Raw genomic sequence first — 21,997 nt, forward strand, 5'->3', positions numbered from 1 at the left:
TCCCTCTGATGCCCACCTTAGCAGCGGGCCGAGGGTTGTCAACAACTTTTCAGCGGGGAAATCGCCAGCCGCATCAATGGCTTGCAACAACCTTTAGAGAATTGTTCAAGGCTTATCCACAAGTTGCTGATCCGTCTCAATTTTTGAGGTTGAACGGAAGTTCAGGGGCGTGGAGAGGGCGTGAAACATCGGCCGCGCATTCATCCGGAACGGGCCGGAAACGGCGCCGGACTGCGCAAACCGTGCACAATGAGGCCATGTGCCTGCTCGCTCTTGGCTGGATGCACCACCCGCGCTGGCGGCTGGTGATGACCGGCAACCGTGATGAGTTCCACGCCCGCCCGACGGCGGCGCTGGCCCCCTGGCAGGATGAGACGTCCGTCATCGGCGGGCGCGATCTGCGCTCCGGCGGTGGCTGGGCCGGGGTTGGCGCCTCGGGCCGGATGGCGGTGGTCACCAACGTCCGCGACCCGCTGGCGGCCCAGACCGGCCCGTCGCGGGGCGCGCTGGTGGCCGACTTCCTGCGCGGCCGCGACCCGGCCGCCGTGCATATCGACCGATTGGCGACCGTGGCTGGCGCCTATGCCCCGTTCAATCTGTTGCTGGCCGATAGCGACAGCCTGGAGTACCTCGGCAACCATCCCGCCGAACGGCAGACCCTCGGCCCGGGCGTGCACGGCATGTCCAACGGCGCGCTGGACGCGCCCTGGCCGAAGACCCGGCGGCTGATGGCGGCCCTTGAAGCCTGGCTTCAGAAAGACGGGGTCAGATCCCTTTCGCACAGCGAAAGGGATCTGACCCCGGACCTGACCCCACTCTGGAATGCCCTGGCCGACGAACACCGCCCTGCCGACAGCGACCTGCCCGACACCGGCATCGGCCTGGAACGCGAGCGCTGGCTGAGCCCGGCCTTCATCCGTGGCGATGACTACGGCACCCGCGCCAGCACCGTGCTGCTGATCGACGCCGACGGCCATGGCGAGATCCACGAACGCCGCTTCGGCCCGCAGGGCGCTCCCAGCGGCCAGAGCCACGTCATTTTCTGACCCGGTCATGACGGCCCTTGGCCGGATGCTCTTGGCGGGGGGGGGTAGTGCCGGCCGCTGGCCGGCAACCTCTGGATCTTCGGATGCAGCATGAAGTCGCCGGCCAGCGGCCGGCACTACCCGCAGCGTGCTGTCGCGATCCACGCGACGGCAGTCGTCATCGCAGCGGGCCTGAAACGTCATTCAGCTTCCAGCCGCGACCACGATCCGTCCGTGCCACAGGGGTTTCAGCATCACAGCCATCCGACTGTGCCCTTTTCGCAATCGGCACTGTGTCTATAAATGTCGCCCCTGACCTCCCAGGGTGATCGCGCCCGGCACCTCGCCGCGCCATCGACCGCAACCCCAAGGAGGCCCCATGCGTCGCATTCTCATCCTGTTCGCCACCCACCTGCTTGCTCTCGGCCTGGGCTTCGGCCTGGGCATCTATCTGCTGCCGATCCTGATCGCCCCCGATGACCCGCCGGTCACGCAGGTGCAGGCCGCGATGAACGACGCCACCTATCGCACCACCTTCCGTCGCGACCTCAAAGGCAGCGACGCGGTGCACTGGGCCGAAGGCAAGGTCAGCGTCAGCGCCACCCAGGTTGCCTTCGACGGCAAGATGGGACCGGGCCCGAACTACAAGGTCTACCTGGTCCGCGACTTCGTCGACAACAAGGCCGACTTCCTGAAGATCAAGGCGCAGGCCCAGCGCATCGGCGAGGTGAAGACCTTCAACCGCTTCCTGGTGGATGTGCCCGCGAACGTGGACGTGGACGACTACACCACGGTGGTGGTGTGGTGCGAGCGCTTCTCGCAGTTCATTTCCGCCGGGCAGTACCGCACGCCGGGCTGAGGACAGCATGGGGTCGGATCCCTTTCCTCCGGAAAGGGATCCGACCCCGCAATCACGGTAGCTCCACGCCATGCGTGGAAGAAGAAGGAGGCGGAGCCGGCCGATAAGCCGGGTTCTGTCGTGGACAGTCATTCCTCTAGGCGTTACGTCACCGCAACGCTCAAGCAACCTACCCGGATCCAACGCGGGCCGCGCCAAAGGATCCCTATTTGGTCTTGCTCCAGGTGGGGTTTGCCGTGCCGGTCTGTTGCCAGACTCGCGGTGCGCTCTTACCGCACCATTTCACCCTTACCGGCCTTCCGAAGAAGACGTAGGCGGTATCTTTCTGTTGCACTTTCCGTCGGCTTGCGCCGCCCAGGCGTTACCTGGCACCTTGCCCTATGGAGCCCGGACTTTCCTCGGCACCCCCGAAGGGATGACGCGACTGTCTGGCCGGCTCCGCCAGCGCATATTCTAGCGTACGCAGGTCCTTCCTGCCGTGCTGATCGCGGCGTCCGGTTCATCCATCCACGCATGGCGTGGATCTACTGCAGTAGCGCCACGCCATGCGTGGCTGCAGCAATCCATCAACTACCGTACAACGCCTTGCGCGGCGCGCCGGTCAGTTCCGCGGCCAGTTTGGCGGCGGTGGACGGTGGCAGGTGCTCGCTCAGCTTCGCGTAGACGCGGCGGCCATGTGCCAGCTGCGCTTGTTCGTCATCACCCGCGCCCTGCACCATCACCACGAACTCGCCCTTGCGCTGGTTGTCGTCGGCCTCGACCTTCGCCAGCAGGCCCGCCAGGTCACCATCGAGCACGGTCTCGAACAGCTTGGTCAGCTCGCGGGCCAGCACCGCCGGGCGTTCGCCACCGAAGATCGCCGCCATGTCGGCCAGCGATTCGGCGATGCGGTGCGAGGATTCGTAGAACACCATCGTGCGCACTTCGCCGGCCAGCGCCTGCAGGCGGTCGCGGCGGCCGCTGGCCTTGGCCGGCAGGAAGCCCTCGAAACTGAAACGGTCGCTGGGCAGGCCGGCCACGCTCAGCGCGGCGATGGCGGCACAGGCACCGGGTACCGGGCTGACCTTGATGCCCGCCGCGCGCGCGGCACGCACCAGGCGGAACCCGGGGTCACTGACCAGCGGGGTACCGGCATCGCTGACCAGCGCCAGCGACTCGCCGGCCTGCAGGCGCGAGACCAGGCGCTGCGCCAGGGCCTCTTCATTGTGTTCGTGCAGGGCCACCAGTGGTTGCTGGATGCCGAAATGGGACAGCAGCTGGCCACTGCGGCGGGTGTCCTCGGCACAGATGGCCGCCACCGAACGCAGCACCTCCTGCGCGCGCGGGCTCAGATCGGCCAGGTTGCCGATCGGGGTGGCGACGACGTACAGGGTTGGGACACTCATTTCAGCGGTACTCACGGGGCAAGGGTAGAATCGTAGCGTGTACCCGGCCAAGGCCGCTGCCCTCATCGCATGGACCCGATCATGAACAAGCCCGCCGCACGGTTCTCCGCCCTGTCGTTGTCGCTGATGCTGCTGGCCGGTTGTGCCACCACCAGCCTGACCAGCACCCCCGATTCGCCGGCCCAGGGCCAGGCGCTGGCGCTGATCGAACAGGGCAAGCCGCGCGACGCCGCACTGCAGCTGGAAGGCCTGGCCGCCACGCTGCGTGGCGGTGCCCGCAGCAACGCACTGGCCGATGCGGCCTGGGCCTGGCATCTGGCCGGTGACAGTGCCCGCGCGCGCAGCCTGCTGGGCCAGCTCACCGCCCGCCAGCTGTCCGGCGCCAGCCTGCAGCGCTACCAGCTGACCGGTGCCGAGCTGGCGCTGGCCGACAAGCAGCCGGCGCAGGCGCTGGCCCTGCTGAAGGATCATGCCGACAGCGTTGCGGTCGGCCTGCGCACCCGCTGGCTGCTGGCCCGCGCCCAGGCCCTGCAGGGCACCGGCGATGCCTTCGGTGCCGCCAACGAGCGCGCCCGTGCCCATGCCGGCCTGACCGGCAGCGCGCGCAGCGAGAACCAGGCCGCCATCGCCGGCCTGCTCGGCACCCTCGACGACGCCACCCTGCGCAGCCGTGCCGCCGCGCTGCCGGCCAACGACCCGCTGTACAACTTCGCCGGCCGTGCGCTGATCGCGCGCGGCCTGCCGCTGCCGCGCCCGTTCGACCGCGATGGCGCGGCCCAGTTCGACACCAGCAAGCGCCCGCCGGCGATGAGCGACGGTTACCGCCCGCCGGCCAAGCTGGCCGTGCTGCTGCCGCTCAGCGGCCGCCTGGCCACCGCCGCGCAGCCGGTGCGCGATGGCCTGTTGAGCGCCTACTACGGTGAAAGCCGCCGCCGCCCGGACATCAACTTCTTCGACACCGCCGGCACCCCGGCCGGTGCCCTCGCCGCCTATGACAAGGCGGTCGCCTCCGGTGCCGACTTCGTGGTCGGACCGCTGGGCCGCGACGAAGTGGACGCCGTGTACGGCCGCCAGCAGCTGCAGGTGCCGGTGCTGGCCCTGAACCGTGGCAAGGACGCACCGCCGGCCGGCAGCGCCGGTTTCTCGCTGGCACCGGAAGACGACGGCATCGTCGCCGCCGAATACCTGCGTGGCCGCGAACGCAACCGCGCACTGGTGATCAGCAGCAATGACGACACCGGCCGCCGTTCCGCCGCCGCCTTCGCGCAGCGCTTCGCACAGCGCGGTGGGCAGGTGGTGGCCACCTTCAACGTCAGCGATGCCGTTGGCGATGTCGGCGCGCAGGTGCGCAATGCCGGCCAGGTCGATGCGGTGTTCCTCGCCGTGCGTGCACCGCAGGCCCGCCTGCTGGCGCCGCAGCTGGCGCTGGCCGGTGCCGGTGGCGCCACCCGCGTCGGCACCTCGCAGCTGACCGTCGGCAGCGGCAAGGTGGAAGAAGACGTGGCCCTGGACGGCATCGTCTACCCGAATGAAGCCTGGAACGTGCGCAGCGTGTCCGGCCTGCCCTCGGCCAGCCAGGTGGCCAGCACCCTGCCGAGCGCACGCGGTGCGGCCGGCCGCCTGTTCGCCTTCGGCGCCGACGCCTGGAAGATCACCGCCTATCTGGACAAGCTGTCCAACGAAGGCGGCCTGGACGGTGCCACCGGCACCCTGTTCCTGGACAGCAACGGGAACATCCTGCGCCAGCCGGCATGGTCGACCTTCAATGGCGGCCGGCCGATGCCGATCGTCGGTGGTCGCTGAGCGCAGCCAACGTGGCTCGGCGGTGGAAGCCGCCGCCGAGCAGCATCTGCAACAGGCCGGACTGCAGCCGCGCGCGCGCAACGTGCGTTATCGCGGCGGTGAACTGGACCTGGTGATGGACGATGCCGGCATCGTGGTGTTCGTGGAGGTGCGCTATCGCGCGCGATCAGAGTACGGTGGCGGTGCCGCTTCAGTCGATGCGCGCAAATGCCGGCGCCTGGCGCATGCCGCGCAGCTGTACCTGCAGGACCACCCCGCGCTGGCCAATGCGCCCTGCCGCTTCGACGTGGTGGAAGCCAGTGGCGAACCGCCGCAGCTGCATTGGCTGCGTGACGCATTCCGGCTGGATGATTGCTGATGTGTACTGTCCGCCTTGGTAGAAGCCGACCTTGGTCGGCGCGTCTGTGCCAACCAAGGTTGGCCCCCGCCAGAGCGCAGCCTGGCCGGCACTACCATGGTGCGTGACTGATGCCTTCGATCATCACCCATGCCGCCGTGCCGCTGGCGCTGTGGTGCGCCGCTGATCGTGGCCGCATCCCGCCGCGCCTGCTGGTTGCAGGCGTGATCGCCGCGATGCTGCCCGATGCCGATGTACTGGCCTTTGCGCTGCACATTCCCTATGCGGATGCCTTCGGCCATCGCGGTGCCAGCCATTCGCTGCTGTTTGCCGGCGTGCTGGCGGCATTGGCGGCGGCGTTCGCATTCTTTGGTAGCGGCCGACCTTGGTCGGCACCACACAGCCCCGGTAGTCGCCGACCTTGGTCGGAGCAGCACAGCCCCGGTAGTCGCCGACCTTGGTCGGCGGTTTCGTGCCAACCAAGGTTGGCACCTACCAAGGCAGGGCCAACGGTGGCATCGACCGTACAAGCCGCTGTATTCGTCTTCGTCTGCGCCGCCAGCCATCCACTGCTGGATGCGATGACCTCCGGCGGCCTCGGCGTCGCACTGGCCTGGCCGTGGAGCGAACACCGCTTCTTCGCACCGTGGCGACCGATCCGCGTTTCACCCTTCGCCCCACAGTTCTTCAGCGCACGCGGCGTGGCTACCCTGCTCTCCGAACTGCGCTGGGTGTGGCTGCCACTGGCCGGCGCCGTTGTCGCCTGGAAACTGATCCAACCCGCTCCTGCTGCCTCTCGAGATCCGTCATGAGTCCTGCCCTGCCTGCTGCCCTGGTCGCCGAACTGTCCACCCTGCTGGGCGCGGAGGGCTGGCGCATGGATGACAGCGCGCTGGAGGCCAACGCGCAGGACAATTCATGGCGCCGCCAGCGTCCGGCAGCCGTGGCGCTGCCCGCCGACGTCGAACAGGTTCAGGCACTGGTACATGCCTGTCGCGCGCATGGCGTGGCGCTGGTCGCGCGCGGCGCCGGCACCGGAACTACCGGTGCGGCCGTCCCGCAGCCGGGCAGCATCGTGCTGTCGTTCACCCGCATGGACCGCATCATCGAGATCCGCGCCGGTGATCGCTGCGCGGTCGTGCAGCCCGGCGTGCTCAATGGCACCCTGCAGCAGGCACTGGCCCCGCATGGCCTGTTCTGGGCGCCGGATCCTTCCAGCGCCGAGATCTGCAGCATCGGCGGCAACCTCGCTTGCAATGCCGGCGGCCCGCGCGCGGTGAAGTACGGCACCAGCCGCGACAACGTGCTGGGCCTGGTGGCGGTGACCGGCACCGGCGAGCTGATCCGCTGCGGTGGTGCCTACACCAAGGACGCCACCGGCTACGACCTCACCCATCTGCTGGTGGGCAGCGAAGGCACGCTGGCACTGATCGTGGAAGCCACGCTGAAGCTGACCCCGTTGCCGGTCAGCCAGGCCGGGCTGCGCGTGCTGTACCGCGATGCCGATGCTGCTGCGGCCGCCGTGTCGCGGTTGATGTCGCAGCCGGTGGTACCCACCCGCCTGGAATTCATGGACGCGCGCAGCCTGGAGCTGCTGCGGCTCAATGGTGCTGACGTGCCAGAGGCCGGTGCGATGCTGCTGGTCGAGGCCGATGGTGACCACGACACCCTGCCCTATCTGCTGCAGGCCCTGGCCAGCGCCGCCGAAGGCGACGGCATGATCGAACTGGACGTGGCGATGGAAGGCCGCGCACGCGACCAGCTGTGGGCGGCGCGCAAGGCGCTGTCGCCTGCGCTGCGCAGTGTGGCGCCGGGCAAGATCAATGAAGATGTAGTGGTCCCGGTGTCGCGCATTCCGGAGCTGGTGGCCGGCGTGCAGGCGCTGGCACGTGACTACACGCTGACCATCGTCACCTTCGGCCATGCCGGCAACGGCAACCTGCACGTCAACATCCTCTACCACCCGGACGATGCCGACGAGAACACGCGCGCGCATGCCGCGCTGCCAAGGATCTTCGAGCTGACGCTGGCATTGGGCGGCACGTTGTCGGGCGAACACGGCATCGGCCTGGCCAAGCGCGATTTCATGGCGCAGGCCTTCACCCCGGAAACACTGGCAACGATGCGCGCGATCAAGGCCGCGCTGGACCCGGACGGCATCCTCAACCCGGGCAAGGTGCTGCCGCCGGCATAGACTGCGCGCACTCCTTCGCGCTCCTGTAGAGCCGAGCCCACGCTCGGCTGCTCTTCGACCAGATCGCGATGACGCCCGCGCTGTGCGCGCAAGCCGAGCGTGGGCTCGGCTCTACACCGTCTTGTCGGCTGCGATATCGATCAGGGTCTGCCGGAAACTGGGCAGCAGCACGCGGTTGCCATGCCCGCTCAGGTGATCATTGTCGAAGAACAATGGTTCGCCGTCTTCCACCGCCGAACAGGCCTGCGGCCCACACAGCAGCGGCAGCGGATCCCACACGGTCATTGACGGGTAACGTGCCGCCAGGTCATCCAGCAGTGCCATCTGCGGCGCCCGCAGCATTTCCAGATCCGCACGCGGCATGCTCAGACCGCCGGCACACGCCGGATTGCGGCGGTTGAACCAGTCTGAACAGCGGTACGCACCGGCCTTGAACAGCGGCAGCGGTGCGTCGATCACCACCTGTACGCCCAGCTTCTGCAAACGCCCCAGCACGCGTTCGGCTTCGTCGCGTGCAGCCTGTGCATGCGCGGGCGTGCGCTCGGCCAGCAGCTGTTGATAGATCTGCTGTGCATCCTGCCGCTGCCAGTCGAACCCACGCAGTTCCGGCATGCGCAAGGCCGTCAGCAGCACGATGTCACCCGGGCGCGCCTCGCGTTCGATGGTCGACAGCGTGTCTTCAATGAAGTCCTGGCAGTCGGCCGGGCTGGCCCGCAGCAGGTTGACGAAGCTGCAGCCGCCGCGATCCTGCTGGCGCACCTCCATGCCGGTCTGCCGCGCGACCATGCTGGTCATGGTGCGATACGCCGCCGCATGCGAGTCGCCGGCCACGAACAGGCGCCGCCCTTCAAGCGCCGGCGCACTCACCGGTTCCAGCGGGCGCCACGCCGGGTAGCGACGCGCCTGCCATGCGTAGCCGTTGCGGGTGACGCTGAGCGAGACCTGCTCGTGGTACTCGACCGTGGCCCAGGCGCCGGCACCGCACAGCGCCACCAGCGGAAACGCCATCGCCAGCACCTTGGCCGGTGCCAGCCGCAGCAGCGGCGCCGCACTGCGCAGCGGGCGCTCGATGAAGTGGTAGGACGCGGCCGACACCGCCAGCAGCAGCACCGGATACAGCCACGGCGCGACGCCATGCAGGCCATACGTCCAGCGCAGCAGTACCAGCAGCGGCCAATGCCACAGGTACAGCGAATAGGACAGCCGACCCAGGTAGGCCAGCGGTGCGCAGCCCAGCGCACGGGCGATGCGCGATGTCCCCGCTGTCGACACGCCCGCCAACAGCAGCAGGGTACCGGCCACGGTGGCCAGCACGCCCGGTACCGGCATCGCCAGCTGCGGGGCGATCAGCACACCCGCGGCCAGCAGCGCCAGGCCCGCCGCGGCAGCCGCGTCGCTGCCCTGGCGTGGCGTACGTTTATGCATCCACTGGTAGAGCAGCGCACCTGCGGCCAGCTCCCAGAACCGCGCCGGCAGCAGATAGAACGCCGACGCCGGCGCCGATCGCGCCTGCCAGCCCGCCCACGCCAGCGACAGCATGGTGAGCGCCGGCAACAGCCAACGCGCCCCCGGCCAGCGCTCACGCCCGCGCAGCCACACGAAGAACAACAGCGGGAAGACCAGGTAGAACTGCTCTTCCACACCCAGCGTCCAGGTATGCAGGAACGGATTGAGTTCAGCGCCGGGCGAGAAGTAATCGTCCTGCTGGCCGGCCAGCACGATGTTGCTGAAACCGACCAGCGCGGCCCAGCCGGTCTGGTCGAACTGCTCATTGCGCCACGCGCGGGGAATGAACAGTGCCGACAGTACGAAAGTGGCCATCAGCATCACCAGCAGCGCCGGCAACAGGCGCAGCACGCGACGCCGGTAGAAATCGAGCAGCATCGCACCCAGCGATGCTTGGGCGCGCGAGGCCAGCGACTGGCTGATCACGAAGCCGGATACCACGAAGAACAGGTCCACACCGGTGAAGCCGCCGGGCAGCCACGTCGCGTTGGTGTGGAAAAGGACGACGGCCAGCACCGCCAGTGCACGCAGGCCATCGATGGCGGCGTTGTGGGAACGTTCGGGAGAGGACACGCGGGCAACCGGCAGAAGACAGGGCGGCAGCATCGCCACCGTTTGCGCAGTCATTCAATGGACAATCGCGACAGACGTGGACAACGTTCAGGTCCAGTCCCGGATCGGCGCGGTTGTAGAGCCGAGCCATGCTCGGCTGCCCTTCGTCCAGATCGCAGTGAGCCGAGCATAGGCTCGGCTCCACAGCAGCAACTGGGGGGTCAGAGCCCATTGCCTTGGCAATGGGATCCGACCCCGCCGCAGGCGCGCTTACCAGGCCATGCGCAGGCCCAGCTGGCCGCCTACGTTGCGGTAGCCATGATCGCCGCGCTGCACGCTCATGCCACCCCACGCACCCCAACGCTGGCCCAGCCTCAGCTCGGCCCCGGCCTGCACTTCATAGCGGTTGCGCGGCACGTCCGCAGCCAGCGTGTCGCCGTTGAACTGCAACGTGCTGGTGCCGCTGCCACGCAGCCAGTTCACCCCCAGGTAGGGCTGCACGATGTTGCCGGCGGCCGTGCCATGGCCGAACACACGCACGCCCAGGCGCCCGCTCAGGCCACCGGCGTCGGCGTGGTCGACCACCGTACCGTTGCTCTCCACGTGCCGATCGGCGCGGAAATCGACATGGCTCAGCTGCAGCTGCGGCTGCACGTACAGTGCGCTGGCGGTGCCCTGCCACATCTTGAAGGTGTAGCCGGCCTCCAGCGACGCAGTGGCCATGCGCGAGTCGTAGTGCTCCGGCGCCAGGCCGATGCCCTGCACCCGGTTGTCGAAGCGGCCGTACTGCAGGGCCGCATCCACATATGCGCCCCGCGTACTGTCTGCATCCTGCATCCAGGTGCCGTACACACCCACGGCGCTGCCACGCACCCGGCCCTTGGCGCTGTAGCCGGTCAGATCGGACACTGCGCTGCTGTCGGCGCGGCCGCTGCCCAGCATCACACCGGCAACCGCGTTGCCACGCTGCAGCAGGTCAGTGCCGATCTGCAGCACTGAGGCAGTGCCGTCCACCGACAACTGGCCACCGACCGCACTGAAATCAGCCTGGTTGCGGCCTACGCGTGCCCAGGCCTGGCGCTCGCCGTCCATCGAACGCGCGCCATTACGCTCGTGCATGCGGTGCGCGAACAGGTTGATCGCCGCCGACTGGTTGGCCAGGTATGCCCCCGCTTCCGGGCGCAGCACCGGTGGCGGCAGGATCGGATCGCCCGGATCGCCCGGATCGCCCGGATCGATCGGATCGATCGGATCGATCGGATCAGTCGGATCGGTTGGATCCGGATCCGGATCCGGGCCCGGATCGACCACGCACCCCGGTGCGGCCGGGTTGTCCTGGCAGATATCGAACCACTGCGAACGCAGGTACCAGTTGCCATCGGAAGGATCGGCCAGGCCGCCCTGGAACAGGAAGTACTCGTACGATCCGCCCACCGCGCGGCCGCTCAGCGTGTAACTCGCCAGCGATGCACCGTCGATCTCGATCAGCGCGATGCCATCCACGGTAGGTGCGCCTACGCCACCGATGTTCTTCACCGCGATCAGCGCGTCGCCGGAGCTGTCGCCGCGCACGTGCAGGCGGTCCATCGCGCTGTCATCGCCGGCCAGCGTGCCCTGGAACAGGAACGTCGCCCCTGCGCTGTGCAGGTCGCCGTCCACGGTGAGCGTATTGAAACGGCCGCTGCCATCGGACAAGGCCACGCCACTGTTGAGTACCTGCAACTCGCCCACCGTGGCATCACCGGTCAGCGTCCACTGGCTGCCGTTCTCGATCGCCATCGTCTGCACCAGATCCGACGAACCCTGCCACAGCGAACCATCGGCCAGCCGTACATGCACGTCCGACTGTGGCGGCAGCCCAGCGTCCTCGTCCTCCGGGGTGATGGCGATGTCACCGTCCATCCGCGAGCGGCCCTCCAGCACCACATCGAAGCGCCCGGCCACTGCGGCATCCAGTGCCAAGGCGATGCCATTGCCGCCCGATACCACCGCACCATTGGACAGGGTCAGGCCCGGGTCGCGGCTGCTACGCAGCCATACGCCACCATGCTGGACGCTCACCAGCGAGCCGCCGTCGATACGCATCCGACCGTTGTCATTGATCACCGCCGCCCACGCGCCCTCGCCTTCGGTGCGTACATGGGTGTTGTTCAAAGCGATCTGCCCAGCACCACCGGCAATGACACCGTGCGAGGATCGGCCGACGGTCTGCAAGCGGCTGTCGACCAGCGTGACGGTCCCGCCGGTGCGCGCAATCGCCGCAGCAGACCCATCACCTTCGGTCAGCACCTGGGTATCGACCGCCTCGATCCCGGGCTGCCGCCCCGCGCCGCCCTGCGCATACAGACCATGGGCAGAGTGCCCCGCTGTACGCAGGTTGGTACTGAAAAGCTGCGCGCTGCCGCCTCGTGCATCAAGGCCGAGCCCACCGTCTCCCTGGGCCACCACTGAAGACTCACTCAGCACCAGCGTGGAATCGTTCGGCATCCAGATGGCGGTACCTGCAGACGTTGCAAGCGAGCTGCGCTCCACTGTCACGACGTTGCCTCGGCCATTGATATCCAATGCGACCAGCTCGCTGCGGATACTGCTGTCACGCAGGTTCACGCTGCCATTGTCCATCAGCCTCAGTCCCGTATTGCCGGACAGCTCGCTGCTCTGCACGTCCAGCGCACCACCTGACTGATCGACGGCACGACCATGGGCGCCCTGCACGCTGATGCGGCTGTCGGAAACGTTTACGCTGCCTCCCATCGCCAGACCGACGGCGGCGTCACCGCGCATGTCGATGTCCACACCCTTCATCACCAGGCGCGCGCCGCGATGCGCCGTTGCGGCCACACCCGAATGACCCACGCGTCCAATGCTCGCGTCCTGCAGGACGACCTCGGCCGTGCCGGTCGCCAGGACACCATTGCCCGCGTCACCCGCCATGTCGATGTGGACCCCATCCAGCGTTGCTGTGCCCGCATTCGCATACAGACCGTAAGTACCGTAGCGGTTCACCTGCAACTGAGCGCCCTGAACCTGCAGCGTGCCCCCCATCAACCGCAGCGCATCGCCGCCAGTGCTGCGGACCTGCACGTTTCTCAGCACGGCATCCGCCCCCTGCACCTGTACCCCGTGGGCGCTGTTGCCGCGTGTCTCGATCACTACATCGGCGGCCTCCAGCCGGGCGCCCGTAGCAACTGACGCGCCTGCTGCGGAGATGCCGGTGGTGCTCACCGATGCGCCCTGCAACGAGATCAGGCTGCCGGTACCTTCGGCGTGCGCAGCGTGCGCTCCGCGTCCTTCGGTGGAGAGGTTGACCGGCCCTGTCGGAAGAATGCGGCCGCCGTTGACTGCGTAGAAGGCATGCCCCGACGGGTCGCCCGGCAGCACCGGCTCAGTGGTGTGGTAATCGCCTTCGGCGGGCATCTGGTCGTCGCCGTCGGCCACGATCTGCTGGGCCGAGGCGGGAATGCTTGCAAGCAGTGCAATGGCGAGGGCGGCGGCCAGCGCATGGTGGCGTGGGGTGGGTGTGTGCATGGGGTTGCTCCTGAAAGGAGGCGCCATGCTCGTCATCTCCGTTCACTGCCTCCATCGAATCACTTGCAACTCACCTGCGACAGGCTGTCGCAGTGCTGGCTGAAAGCTGAAGGCGCTACCGGTGTTCAGTGTGCTTTACAACTTTTTGCATGGGTTCGGCCGGGCTGCGCACAGAGACTGGCGCCAGTAGAGACACATGACTTCGCAATTGCCCACCCTTCACGCCACCATCACAGAGATGAAGGATATACGGCACTTCGTCTGAATGCGGTTGCGTCGTGTCGCGTCTCTCCCCCTTCTCCGACACAAGGATTCCCCCATGAAGCGCACCGCCACCGCATCCCATCCTCTGACGCCGCGCCCGCTGTTCCGCAGCCTGTTGCTGGCGCTGGCGTCCCTTCCCGCCGGGGTCGTTTTGGCCGGCGATCTCGATGGCCAGACTGCGGAGGTCGGTGCTGGGGATCCGGTCGAAGCGTGGACGTTGAAGAACGGCTCGCTGCTGACCGTGAACGGAGGAGCGGCCCAGACCATTCTGGCCGATGACTCACGCGTAACGCTGGTTGCTTCGACGGTCTCGCGCAAGCCATCGGGCGACTACTCCGAACATGCCGTAAAGCTGGATGGAAATTCGCTGCTGGACGCGCGTGACAGTACTTTTGTGGGGAACCTGCGAGTACACGATCAAGCGCAGGTTACGCTTTCCGGCTCTCACGTTGTGGTCTCGCCCGGTGCAGGCCAGCAACCTGGTGACAGGCAGTCCGTAGGCCTGGGTTTTTCCGGGATGAGCGTTGGCAGTGGGCGCATCCTGCTCGACGCAAGTACCGTCAGGGTTGATGCCCTGCCCACGAGCAGTGGCAATCCTCTCTCGGACGGCGTGGGGGCACTCATGACCCATGGCAGTCTCGTGCTGCACAACCGCTCCCGTATCGATGCCGAGAATCATGGTGTTGTCATCTCGCCAGTCGCAAACGGACAGAACTTCGAGGTGCATTTGGACCGTTCAACCCTGTCGGCCAAGAGCGCGGCAGCCATCTGGGTCCATGGCCGTGCCAGTGATGCTCACATCGATGTCGCCGTTGCCAACGGCAGCCAACTGCATGGAGGGGATGGAATTCTCATCCAACTGAAAGGGCGGACCGCTGTCGCAGCTGGCCGCACCACAGTCGATTTCACTGTCGATGACTCGCGCATCGCTGGCGATGTGGTGCTGGACACGACAACGGTCCCCAACGGCATGATCAACGTGGAACTGCGCAACAAGGCACAGATCGACGGCCGCTTCTTCAACGTCACCTCGGCCAGCATCGACGGCGACAGCACCTGGCTGATGTCCGGCGACAGCACTGTCGGTCATCTCGCGCTGGGTAGCACCGGTACGGTGGCGCTGGGCAATGGCAGTACGTTCAACACGCTCACCGTGGATACCTTCGACGGGGCCGGTGGCACCCTGCTGTTCAACACCCAGCTGGGCGACGACAGTTCGGCCACCGACACGCTGATCATCAAGGGCGACGCCAACGGCCAGGCCAACGTGCGTGTGCTCAATGCCGGCGGCGCAGGCGCCAAGACCGACAAGGGCATCAAGCTGATCCGTGTGGGCGGTGCGTCCAATGCGCAGTTCGACCTGCAGGGCCGCGCGGTGGGTGGGCAGTACGAGTACTTCCTGTTCAAGGACGCGACCAACGGCGGCTGGTACCTGCGCTCGGAACTTGCCGGGGCGCCGGATCCGTGTGTGATCGACCCGACGCTGCCGGAGTGTAAGCCGGTCGATCCGGTGGACCCGGTGGACCCGGTGGACCCGGTGGATCCGGTCGATCCGGTCGATCCGGTCGATCCGATCGACCCCACGCCGGTGTTGCGCCCGGAAGCCGGCGCGTACCTGGCCAACCAATTCGCGATGGACCAGCTGCTGCGCCATGGCTGGCGCGACCGCCAGGGCGGCAACACCTCCGCCATTGATGGCGTGCGTGGCTGGGCCCGCGTGGACGCTACACAGAGCAAGCTGTCGGCGGTGGAAGACCAGCTGGAACTGCGCGTGGACCGCTCGCGCCTGCAGCTGGGTGCGGACATCGGCGTGTTCGACAACGGCCAGGGCCGCGTGGGCGTGATGGGTACGCTGGCCAAGTCCGACGCCACTTCACGTTCACAGCTGACCGGCTACAGCGCACGCGGCAAGCTCAACGGCGGCGCGCTGGGCGTGTACGGCAATTGGAGCAACGATGCACTGTATGTGGATGCCAGCGTGCAGCGCGGCCACTTCCGCAACCGCGTGCAGGGCGAAGGCCTGGCCGAGGAACGCTACGACTCGGACATCTGGCAGAGCTCGCTGGAAGCCGGCTACCGCTTCGGCATCGGCCAGATCGGCAGCACCGCGCTGAGCCTGCAGCCGGAACTGCAGCTGGTCTACACCGACGCCAACACCGATCGCCACGAGGAAGCCAACGGCACGGTGGTGCGCAGCCTGGGCGACAGCGGTCTGTCCGGCCGCGTGGGCCTGCGCCTTCAGGGCGAAGGCCGCAGTGCCGCCGGCGCGTCGGTCAGCCCGTATGTGGTGGCCAACTGGTACCGCGATGGCGCCAGCAACGGCATGGCGTTCGACGATGAAGCCCTGAAGGCCAGCGTGCCGCGCAACCGCTACGAGTTGAATGCCGGTGCGCGCGTGGACTTCCGTTCCGGGCTGAGTGCCTGGGGTGGCTTCGGCGTGATGCGCGGTGACCATGGGTACCGCGAAGCGACGGCGAACCTGAGCATGTCGTACAAGTGGTGAGGTAGAAGCGCGTTCTACTTTCTGTAGAGCCGAGCCATGCTCGGCTGCTTCTCGATGAGATTGTGATGAGCCGAGCGTCGGCTCGGCTCTACACGAATGTCGCGATCGCCACGCTGTGGCGTGCGCCGCACGATTGCAACGCTTTCGAAATTTCCAACAATTCTCATTGGCGGCACTGGCGCTTCATGCAAATCATGTAGCGCCACCGACAATGGGTGGCACGGGCTTCCAATCCCGTTCGGTTAATGTCGTTTACGCTTGCCTGCCGGCGTCGCCCTTTCCTTGTTGGGTGGCGTCGGCAGGCATTCTGTCCGCGCACCTATGGCGGGCGGTGCGTGGGGGCCTCGTGCCCGCCGGCGTTTGACGACGTTAGCCACCGGTATTGGAACCACGCACCGTCCGCCACCCTCGCTGTTAAGCAGGGTGGCCCCTTGCCGCTTGCACAAGGACGCCGCCATGACCGCTTCCCCTTACCCGCACCTGTTCGCCACCCTGGGCGAGGCCGCCACGCGCCTGCCCGATGACCTGGCCCGCACGCTGGAAGACACCTTCGTTGCGCTGCAGACCGGTAACAGCCCTGGCGCCATCACCCTGCAGGCCTGCCTGCAGTACATCCGCCAGGGCGATGCCGCCGACGGCCAGCCGTGGCCCGGCCACAACCGTACGCCTGGTCAGCGGCTGGCATTGGCGCGCATCGACCGCGCCAATGCGGGGCTGAGTTTCCTGCTGGAACTGCTGCACGCCACTGAACGCGTCCGCGTGGACGGGGATATCGGCCAGCAGATGGGTGACGGCGCGCGCGAAGGGCTGCTGCTGGCCTGCCGTGGGCTGGCCGAGTATGTGGATGTGCAGTTGCGAGCAGCGTAAGCACCCAACAAGGAGAAGTGCGGGGTAGCGCTCAGTTCAGTTGCACGCTGCACGCAATTGCAACGATTCCGATGGCTCATCATCACAGGAGCACCAATAGTGCGCACTTCTTTCAGGGAGTGCCCGGATGCACAAGATGATGATTCCGCTTGTCCGCTATGCACAGTTCAATGGCCGCGCCAGCCGCGGTGAGTTCTGGTGGTTCCAGTTGTTCATCATGATCCTGTTGATTCCGTCGAATGTGCTGGGCTTCATTGCTGGCTACACCGGTTCAAGCACGCTGGCACTGATATCGACGGGCGTGGGCGCGTTGGTGTGGCTGGCGATCATCGTGCCGATGATTGCAGTTATCGTGCGCCGCCTGCATGACACCGACCGTTCAGGCTGGTGGTACCTGCTGATGCTGGTGCCGATTGTGGGCCTGGTGGTGCTGGTGTTCCTGCTGCTACCCGGCACGCCGGGCAACAACCGCTTCGATGCAGCGGTTCCGCACGTGTAACCCGCCCGCGTTGGTGGGTGTCGACCTTGGTCGACACGCTGTTGGCACGGGCGGCTGACGCATTCGTGCCAACCAAGGTTGGCACCTACCAGAGCAACACCGAGGTGTTCCCGCCTGGGTAGGTGTCGACCTTGGTCTACATGGTGTTGGCAGGGGCGGCTGACGCGTTCGTGCCAACCAAGGTTGGCACCTACCAGAGCAACACCGAGGTATTCCCGCCTGGGTAGGTGTCGACCTTGGTCGACGCGCTGGTTGGCACGGCGCGTCTGACGCATTCGTGCCAACCAAGGTTGGCACCTACCAGAGCAACATCGAGGTGTTCCCGCCTGGGTAGGTGTCGACCTTGGTCGACACGCTGGTTGGCACCTACCAGAGCGCACCAATGCGCCTCCGCTTTGGTAGGTGTCGACCTTGGTCGACACGGAGTTGCCACGCGCGGCTGACACATTCGTGCCAACCAGGGTTGGCACCTACCAGAGCAACACCGAGGTATTCCCGCCTGGGTAGGTGTCGACCTTGGTCGACACGCTGTTGGCACGGGCGTCTTACACATCCGTGCCAACCAAGGTCGGCACCTGCCAGAGCAACACCGAGGTATTCCCGCCTGGGTAGGTGTCGACCTTGGTCGACACGCTGTTGCCACGCGCGGCTGACACATTCGTGCCAACCAGGGTTGGCACCTACCAGAGCAACATCGATCTGACCCCACACCGGAAGCTTGGCACCCAGCAGTGCAGTACCGCTGCGGCTACGCGAAGTGCTGGTAACCGCCGTCGGCGGCTTCGCCATCCACATGCACGCCCTGCCCTTCGGCAATCCGACCGATGCGGGTGAGCGGCACGTCCAGCGATTCGGCGAGGTAGTGCAGTGCGTCGCGCTGGTCGGCGGCGGCGGTGAAGCACAGTTCGTAGTCGTCGCCCCCGCGCAGTGCGCAGTCGCGCGCAGTGTCGCGGCCGAGCAGCTCACGCAGCGCGTGCGAGATCGGCAGCGAATCGGCATCCACATGCGCGGCCACGTTGCTACGCGTGGCGATATGACCGAGGTCGGCCAGCAGGCCGTCGGACACATCCACCGCCGCGTGCGCGAAGGCCCGCAGGCGCAGGCCCAGGGTCACGCGCGGCGTCGGCCGCAGCAGGCGCAGGCGCAGGCTTTCGTAGTCGGCCAGCAGCGTGGCGGTGGCGATGCTCAACGCACCTTGTTGCCACAGGCGCAGCGCGCCGGCGGCATCGCCCAGCGTGCCACTCACCCAGACATCATCACCCACCTGCGCGCGGTCGCGCCGCAGGGCCTGGCCACGCCCGACCTGGCCCATCGCGGTCACCGACAGCGACAGCGGACCACGCGTGGTGTCGCCACCGATCAGCGCGATGTCGTGCTGGTCGGCCAGGGCGAAGAAGCCATCGGCAAAGGCCTCGATCCAATCTTCAGACGCTTCCGGCAGGGACAGTGCCAGCGTGCACCACGCCGGGCGCGCGCCCATCGCGGCCAGGTCCGACAGGTTGACCGCCAGGGTCTTCCAGCCGATGTCGAAGGCAGGCGTCTCAACCGGGAAGTGCACGCCGCTGTTGAGCGTATCGGCGGTGACCACCAGTTGCTCGTTGGCACGCGGCTGCAGCAGCGCGGCGTCGTCACCGATGCCGAGCAGGATGTCGTCGCGCTCGAGGGTGCGGGCGCGGATGCGGTCGATGAGGGCGAATTCGGCCAGGGACATGGGGCGTTCTGCTTTTTTGTAGAGCCGAGCCATGCTCGGCTGCAGTTCGATCACGCGCCGCATTGCCGAACGCAACCGTGCGCTGCACGGTGAGCCGAGCATGGCTCGGCTCTACAGAAATCGGGTCAGTGACCCGATTCGACCTTGCGCCATTCCACGGCGGCACGATCCAGCACGCCGTTGACGTAGGTGTGGCCGTGTTCGGAACCGAAGCGCTTGGCCGATTCGATCGCTTCGTTGATCACCACGCGGTACGGCACGTCCAGGCGGTAGCGCAGCTCGTAGGCGGCCAGGCGCAGCACCGCGCGTTCGATCGCGTCCACTTCCTCGATGCCACGGTCCAGGTACGGGCCGAGCGCTTCGTCGATGTCGCGGCGGTTGTCGAGCACGCCGTGCAGCAGCGCTTCGAAGTACGCCAGGTCGGCGATTTCACGGGCCTGCTCGTGGGCGAACTGGGCGATCAGCGACTGTGCGTTGCCGCCGGAGATCTGCCAGGCGTAGATGGCCTGCACGGCACGACGGCGGGCGCGCGAGCGCAGCACCGGATCGACGCCATCGCGGCGGACGGGTTTACCGGAGGGCTTGCCCTGGGTGTTCTTGTTCATGGCAGTTGCTCCAGCAGATTGACCATTTCCAGTGCGGCGAGTGCGACTTCCTCGCCCTTGTTGCCGTGGCTGCCGCCTGCGCGCGCCTCGGCGTCTTCAACGCGTTCCACCGCCAGCACGCCGTTCAGCACCGGCACGCCGAAATCCAGCTGCACGCGCATCAGGCCTTCGGCGCAGCGGTCGGCCACGTGTTCGTAGTGGCGGGTGTCGCCACGGATCACGCAGCCCAGGGTGAGGATGGCGGCGTGTTCATGGGCGGCGGCCAGGCGCGCGGCCACCAGCGGCAGTTCCCAGGCACCCGGCACGCGGATCACGTCGATGTTGGCTTCGGTGATGCCGTTGCCGGCCAGGCTCAGGCGCGCGCCTGCGACCAGCGCGTCGGTGATGCGGGCGTTCCAGCGGCTGGCCAGGATGGCGAAGCGCGCCGACTCGGGAGTGCGAAGATCGCCTTCGTAGTGGCTCATATGCGGCTTGGGGACTCGATAAGGGGGTAATTCTAGCGTGGATGGGCCCCGGCCGTGGCTGGCGGGGGCCCGCAGGGTGTGCCGACCAACGGTCGGCACCCACCGGTGGCATGGGGCCGGCACCCACCGGTAGTGCCGGCCGCTGGCCGGCAATCCCCCATTACAGGGTGACCGTCTGCACCACTTCCAGGCCGTAACCGGCCAGGCCAACCTGGCGGCGCGGGGTGCCCAGCACCCGCAGCTTGCCCAGGCCCAGGTCAGACAGGATCTGTGCGCCGGCACCGTTGCGGCGCCACTGGCCCACATCCTTGTCCTTGCCCGGCACCACCGGCGCCGGCTGCTGGCGCAGGCGGGCCAGCAGGGCTTCACCGTCGCGCGGGGCCGACAGCACCACCATCACGCCGGCGCCCTCGGCATCGATCGCGCGCAGGGCATCGGTGGCCGCCACGCCGAAGTCGTCGCGGCGCCAGTGCAGCAGGTCGGCCAGCGGGTTTTCCACCTGCACGCGCACCAGGGTCGGGGTGTCCGCATCCGGCGTGCCACGAACCAGCGCGAAGTGCAGGTCGTGGGCGATGCGGTCGCGGTAGGTCACCAGCTTGAACGGACCGAATTCGGTGTCGATCTCGCGCTCGTCCACGCGCTCGACGGTCTTTTCGGTGGCCAGGCGGTAGGCGATCAGATCGGCGATGGAGCCCATCTTCAGGCCGTGCTCGCGGGCGAACACTTCCAGCTCCGGGCGGCGCGCCATGCTGCCATCCGGGTTCAGGATCTCCACCAGCACGCCGGCCGGTTCCAGCCCGGCGAGCATGGCCAGGTCGACGCCGGCTTCGGTGTGGCCGGCGCGGGTCAGCACGCCGCCCGGCTGGGCGATCAGCGGGAAGATGTGGCCCGGCTGGTGCAGGTCCGACGGCTTGGCATTGGGCTTTACCGCGGTGCGGATGGTATGCGCGCGGTCATGCGCCGAAATGCCGGTGGTGACGCCCTCGGCGGCCTCAATGCTGACCGTGAAGTTGGTCTGGAACTGGGCGGTATTGGCCTGCACCATCGGCGCCAGGCCGAGGTCGGCGGCGCGGCTGCGGGTCAGCGGCAGGCACACCAGGCCGCGGCCGTGGGTGACCATGAAGTTGATGTCCGACGGCTTGACCAGCTCGGCGGCCATGATCAGGTCGCCTTCGTTCTCGCGGTCTTCGTCATCGACGATGACCACCATGCGGCCCAGGCGGATGTCTTCCAGGATTTCCGGAATCGGGGCGAAGTTCATGCTGCGTCTCCCTGTGGGTGCTGACCGTTGCTCGGCACACCCATCAATCGCTCGACGTAACGGGCCACCAGATCGATTTCCAGATTGACCGCGCTGCCCACGCCGGTGGCGGAGAAGGCGGTGTTCGCCACGGTGTGCGGGATCAGGGCGACTTCAAAACCGTCGTCGTCCACTTCGTTGACGGTGAGGCTGACGCCGTCAACGCAGATCGAGCCCTTCTTGGCGATATAGCGGCGCAGCGAGGCCGGCGCGGCGAAACGCCAGCGCTGGGCCCGCGCGTCGTCATGGATGGACAGCACCTGGCCGAGGCCGTCGACGTGGCCGCTGACCAGATGGCCGCCCAGGCGGTCGGTCGGGCGCATGGCGCGCTCCAGGTTGATGACCGCCCCTTCGCCCAACTGGCCCAGCGTGGTCAGGCCCAGGGTCTCGGTGGAGGCATCGGCCTGGAAGCTGCTGGCGTCGAACGCGATGACGGTGAGGCAGACGCCGTTGATGGCGATGCTCTCGCCCATCTGCACGTGGTCGAACGGCAGATTCCCGACGTGGAAGGTGAAGCGGACATCGCCGCCGATGGATTCGCGTGCGGCCAGACGGCCGACGCCTTCGATGATTCCAGTAAACAAGTAACGTTCTC

General features: G+C 67.2%; 17 protein-coding genes and 1 other RNA gene. 9 read left to right on the top strand and 9 right to left on the bottom strand.

From position 1 onward, the window contains the following. Positions 1-257: 257 nt before the first annotated feature. Positions 258-1,046 (top strand): NRDE family protein, encoded by a 789-nt coding sequence (locus tag E5790_RS06465; RefSeq protein ID WP_111205762.1) that lies wholly within the window; start codon positions 258-260, stop codon positions 1,044-1,046. A 358-nt stretch (positions 1,047-1,404) separates the two neighbouring features. Next, a complete protein-coding gene (locus tag E5790_RS06475; protein ID WP_111205760.1) occupies positions 1,405-1,884 on the top strand; it encodes a DM13 domain-containing protein in 480 nt (159 codons plus the stop codon). Positions 1,885-1,972: 88 nt separating this feature from the next. Here the strand turns inward: E5790_RS06475 and rnpB are convergent. Then, an RNA gene (gene rnpB / locus E5790_RS06480) (RNase P RNA component class A) lies at positions 1,973-2,324 on the bottom strand. Between the two features lie 126 nt (positions 2,325-2,450). Further along, entirely contained in the window at positions 2,451-3,269 is an 819-nt protein-coding gene (gene rsmI, locus E5790_RS06485; RefSeq protein WP_014645933.1) for a 16S rRNA (cytidine(1402)-2'-O)-methyltransferase, read from the bottom strand. Between the two features lie 81 nt (positions 3,270-3,350). On the opposite strand from rsmI, the gene E5790_RS06490 reads away from it, so the two are divergent. The 4 genes from E5790_RS06490 to E5790_RS06505 all read left to right on the top strand — a co-directional run bounded on the left by E5790_RS06490 (position 3,351) and on the right by E5790_RS06505 (position 7,603). After that, the gene (locus E5790_RS06490; RefSeq protein WP_032956659.1) at positions 3,351-5,072 is read left to right on the top strand and encodes a penicillin-binding protein activator; all 1,722 of its coding nucleotides are present in this window, start codon (positions 3,351-3,353) and stop codon (positions 5,070-5,072) included. Then, entirely contained in the window at positions 5,062-5,430 is a 369-nt protein-coding gene (locus E5790_RS06495; RefSeq protein ID WP_041864068.1) for a YraN family protein, read from the top strand. Before E5790_RS06490 ends, E5790_RS06495 begins: the two co-directional genes overlap by 11 nt. A gap of 110 nt (positions 5,431-5,540) precedes the next feature. Next, a complete protein-coding gene (locus tag E5790_RS06500; RefSeq protein ID WP_111205759.1) occupies positions 5,541-6,221 on the top strand; it encodes a metal-dependent hydrolase in 681 nt (226 codons plus the stop codon). After that, positions 6,218-7,603, top strand: coding sequence for an FAD-linked oxidase C-terminal domain-containing protein (locus E5790_RS06505; protein ID WP_111205758.1), 1,386 nt, complete (start codon positions 6,218-6,220; stop codon positions 7,601-7,603). The genes E5790_RS06500 and E5790_RS06505 overlap by 4 nt, the downstream gene beginning before the upstream one ends. 111 nt (positions 7,604-7,714) lie before the next feature. Here E5790_RS06505 and E5790_RS06510 read toward each other — a convergent pair whose 3' ends face one another. Continuing rightward, a complete protein-coding gene (locus tag E5790_RS06510; RefSeq protein WP_321186128.1) occupies positions 7,715-9,715 on the bottom strand; it encodes an acyltransferase family protein in 2,001 nt (666 codons plus the stop codon). Positions 9,716-9,931: 216 nt separating this feature from the next. Beyond that, positions 9,932-13,189, bottom strand: coding sequence for an autotransporter outer membrane beta-barrel domain-containing protein (locus E5790_RS06515; RefSeq protein ID WP_111205756.1), 3,258 nt, complete (start codon positions 13,187-13,189; stop codon positions 9,932-9,934). A 991-nt stretch (positions 13,190-14,180) separates the two neighbouring features. Here E5790_RS06515 and E5790_RS06520 point away from each other — a divergent pair. The 3 genes from E5790_RS06520 to E5790_RS06530 all read left to right on the top strand — a co-directional run bounded on the left by E5790_RS06520 (position 14,181) and on the right by E5790_RS06530 (position 17,322). After that, the gene (locus E5790_RS06520) at positions 14,181-15,956 is read left to right on the top strand and encodes an autotransporter outer membrane beta-barrel domain-containing protein (protein ID WP_229653738.1); all 1,776 of its coding nucleotides are present in this window, start codon (positions 14,181-14,183) and stop codon (positions 15,954-15,956) included. A 456-nt stretch (positions 15,957-16,412) separates the two neighbouring features. Beyond that, on the top strand, positions 16,413-16,823 hold the full coding sequence (locus E5790_RS06525; RefSeq protein ID WP_111205754.1) for a hypothetical protein: 411 nt from the start codon (positions 16,413-16,415) through the stop codon (positions 16,821-16,823). 127 nt (positions 16,824-16,950) lie between these two features. Continuing rightward, the gene (locus tag E5790_RS06530) at positions 16,951-17,322 is read left to right on the top strand and encodes a DUF805 domain-containing protein (RefSeq protein ID WP_111205753.1); all 372 of its coding nucleotides are present in this window, start codon (positions 16,951-16,953) and stop codon (positions 17,320-17,322) included. A gap of 748 nt (positions 17,323-18,070) precedes the next feature. Here the strand turns inward: E5790_RS06530 and thiL are convergent. The 5 genes from thiL to E5790_RS06555 form a co-directional block, all read right to left on the bottom strand. Beyond that, positions 18,071-19,033: a thiamine-phosphate kinase gene (gene thiL, locus E5790_RS06535; RefSeq protein WP_049442185.1), complete on the bottom strand. Its 963-nt coding sequence runs from the start codon at positions 19,031-19,033 to the stop codon at positions 18,071-18,073. A 125-nt stretch (positions 19,034-19,158) separates the two neighbouring features. Then, a complete protein-coding gene (gene nusB / locus E5790_RS06540) occupies positions 19,159-19,638 on the bottom strand; it encodes a transcription antitermination factor NusB (protein ID WP_005408062.1) in 480 nt (159 codons plus the stop codon). Further along, a complete protein-coding gene (gene ribH, locus E5790_RS06545) occupies positions 19,635-20,102 on the bottom strand; it encodes a 6,7-dimethyl-8-ribityllumazine synthase (RefSeq protein ID WP_005415267.1) in 468 nt (155 codons plus the stop codon). The genes nusB and ribH overlap by 4 nt, the downstream gene beginning before the upstream one ends. Positions 20,103-20,262: 160 nt before the next feature. Then, complete coding sequence (ribB, locus tag E5790_RS06550) at positions 20,263-21,363, bottom strand: 3,4-dihydroxy-2-butanone-4-phosphate synthase (RefSeq protein WP_111206811.1); 1,101 nt, start codon at positions 21,361-21,363, stop codon at positions 20,263-20,265. Further along, on the bottom strand, positions 21,360-21,986 hold the full coding sequence (locus tag E5790_RS06555) for a riboflavin synthase (RefSeq protein WP_014645921.1): 627 nt from the start codon (positions 21,984-21,986) through the stop codon (positions 21,360-21,362). The genes ribB and E5790_RS06555 overlap by 4 nt, the downstream gene beginning before the upstream one ends. Positions 21,987-21,997: the final 11 nt, after the last annotated feature.

Origin of the sequence: Stenotrophomonas sp. PAMC25021, assembly GCF_004795795.1 — a bacterium.
GTDB classification, from domain to species: Bacteria; Pseudomonadota; Gammaproteobacteria; order Xanthomonadales; family Xanthomonadaceae; genus Stenotrophomonas; species Stenotrophomonas muris.

Coding starts and splice junctions, on each gene's coding strand:
- E5790_RS06465 (WP_111205762.1), top strand. CDS start 258: ATGTGCCTGCTCGCTCTTGGCTGGATGCACCACCCGCGCTGGCGGCTG.
- E5790_RS06475 (WP_111205760.1), top strand. CDS start 1,405: ATGCGTCGCATTCTCATCCTGTTCGCCACCCACCTGCTTGCTCTCGGC.
- rsmI (WP_014645933.1), bottom strand. CDS start 3,269: ATGAGTGTCCCAACCCTGTACGTCGTCGCCACCCCGATCGGCAACCTG.
- E5790_RS06490 (WP_032956659.1), top strand. CDS start 3,351: ATGAACAAGCCCGCCGCACGGTTCTCCGCCCTGTCGTTGTCGCTGATG.
- E5790_RS06500 (WP_111205759.1), top strand. CDS start 5,541: ATGCCTTCGATCATCACCCATGCCGCCGTGCCGCTGGCGCTGTGGTGC.
- E5790_RS06505 (WP_111205758.1), top strand. CDS start 6,218: ATGAGTCCTGCCCTGCCTGCTGCCCTGGTCGCCGAACTGTCCACCCTG.
- E5790_RS06510 (WP_321186128.1), bottom strand. CDS start 9,715: ATGCTGCCGCCCTGTCTTCTGCCGGTTGCCCGCGTGTCCTCTCCCGAA.
- E5790_RS06515 (WP_111205756.1), bottom strand. CDS start 13,189: ATGCACACACCCACCCCACGCCACCATGCGCTGGCCGCCGCCCTCGCC.
- E5790_RS06525 (WP_111205754.1), top strand. CDS start 16,413: ATGACCGCTTCCCCTTACCCGCACCTGTTCGCCACCCTGGGCGAGGCC.
- E5790_RS06530 (WP_111205753.1), top strand. CDS start 16,951: ATGCACAAGATGATGATTCCGCTTGTCCGCTATGCACAGTTCAATGGC.
- thiL (WP_049442185.1), bottom strand. CDS start 19,033: ATGTCCCTGGCCGAATTCGCCCTCATCGACCGCATCCGCGCCCGCACC.
- nusB (WP_005408062.1), bottom strand. CDS start 19,638: ATGAACAAGAACACCCAGGGCAAGCCCTCCGGTAAACCCGTCCGCCGC.
- ribH (WP_005415267.1), bottom strand. CDS start 20,102: ATGAGCCACTACGAAGGCGATCTTCGCACTCCCGAGTCGGCGCGCTTC.
- ribB (WP_111206811.1), bottom strand. CDS start 21,363: ATGAACTTCGCCCCGATTCCGGAAATCCTGGAAGACATCCGCCTGGGC.